The organism is Mycoplana sp. 10N416 (genome assembly GCF_056394765.1).
Map to the genome: position 1 here is coordinate 1 of NZ_JBFTIM010000054.1, position 489 is coordinate 489.

Genomic DNA, 489 nt, shown 5'->3' on the forward strand with positions numbered 1-489 from the left:
GTTGAGTTGAGCAGCATGAAGTCGTGGATCGTGCCATTGTAGCGGACCGATGTGACCGGAACGCCAGCCGCTGCCAGCTTGCGGCCATACGCCTCGCCTTCATCGCGCAGCACATCGTTCTCGTCGACCAAGAGTAGTGTTTGCGGCAGGCCCGAGAGCTGCTCCGAGCTGGCGTTAATCGGCGAGACATGAATGTCGGCGCGCTGGGAGATATCGGGCAAATATTGATCCCAGAACCATTCCATCCCTTTTCGGGTCAGCCACGGACCCTCGGCAAATTCCTTGTAGGAGCCGGTTGACATTGAGGCATCAGTAACTGGGTAGAAGAGAAGCTGTGCCTTCACATCAGGGCCGTTGCGCTCTTTGGCGAGAAGCGCGACCACGGCCGTCATGTTGCCGCCAACACTATCGCCTGCGATCGCAATTCGGCTGGCATCTGCGCCGAACTCGTCGGGATGCTCGGCTACGTACTTAAGCACTGCATAACTT

At 57.9% G+C, this 489-nt stretch carries 1 protein-coding gene; it reads right to left on the reverse strand.

All coding sequences use genetic code 11. The annotated features are described in order from the left end of the window. Window positions 1-489, reverse strand: a 489-nt coding sequence (locus tag AC1DDS_RS25775; protein WP_477481443.1) for an alpha/beta hydrolase, incomplete at both ends; no start/stop codon positions are given.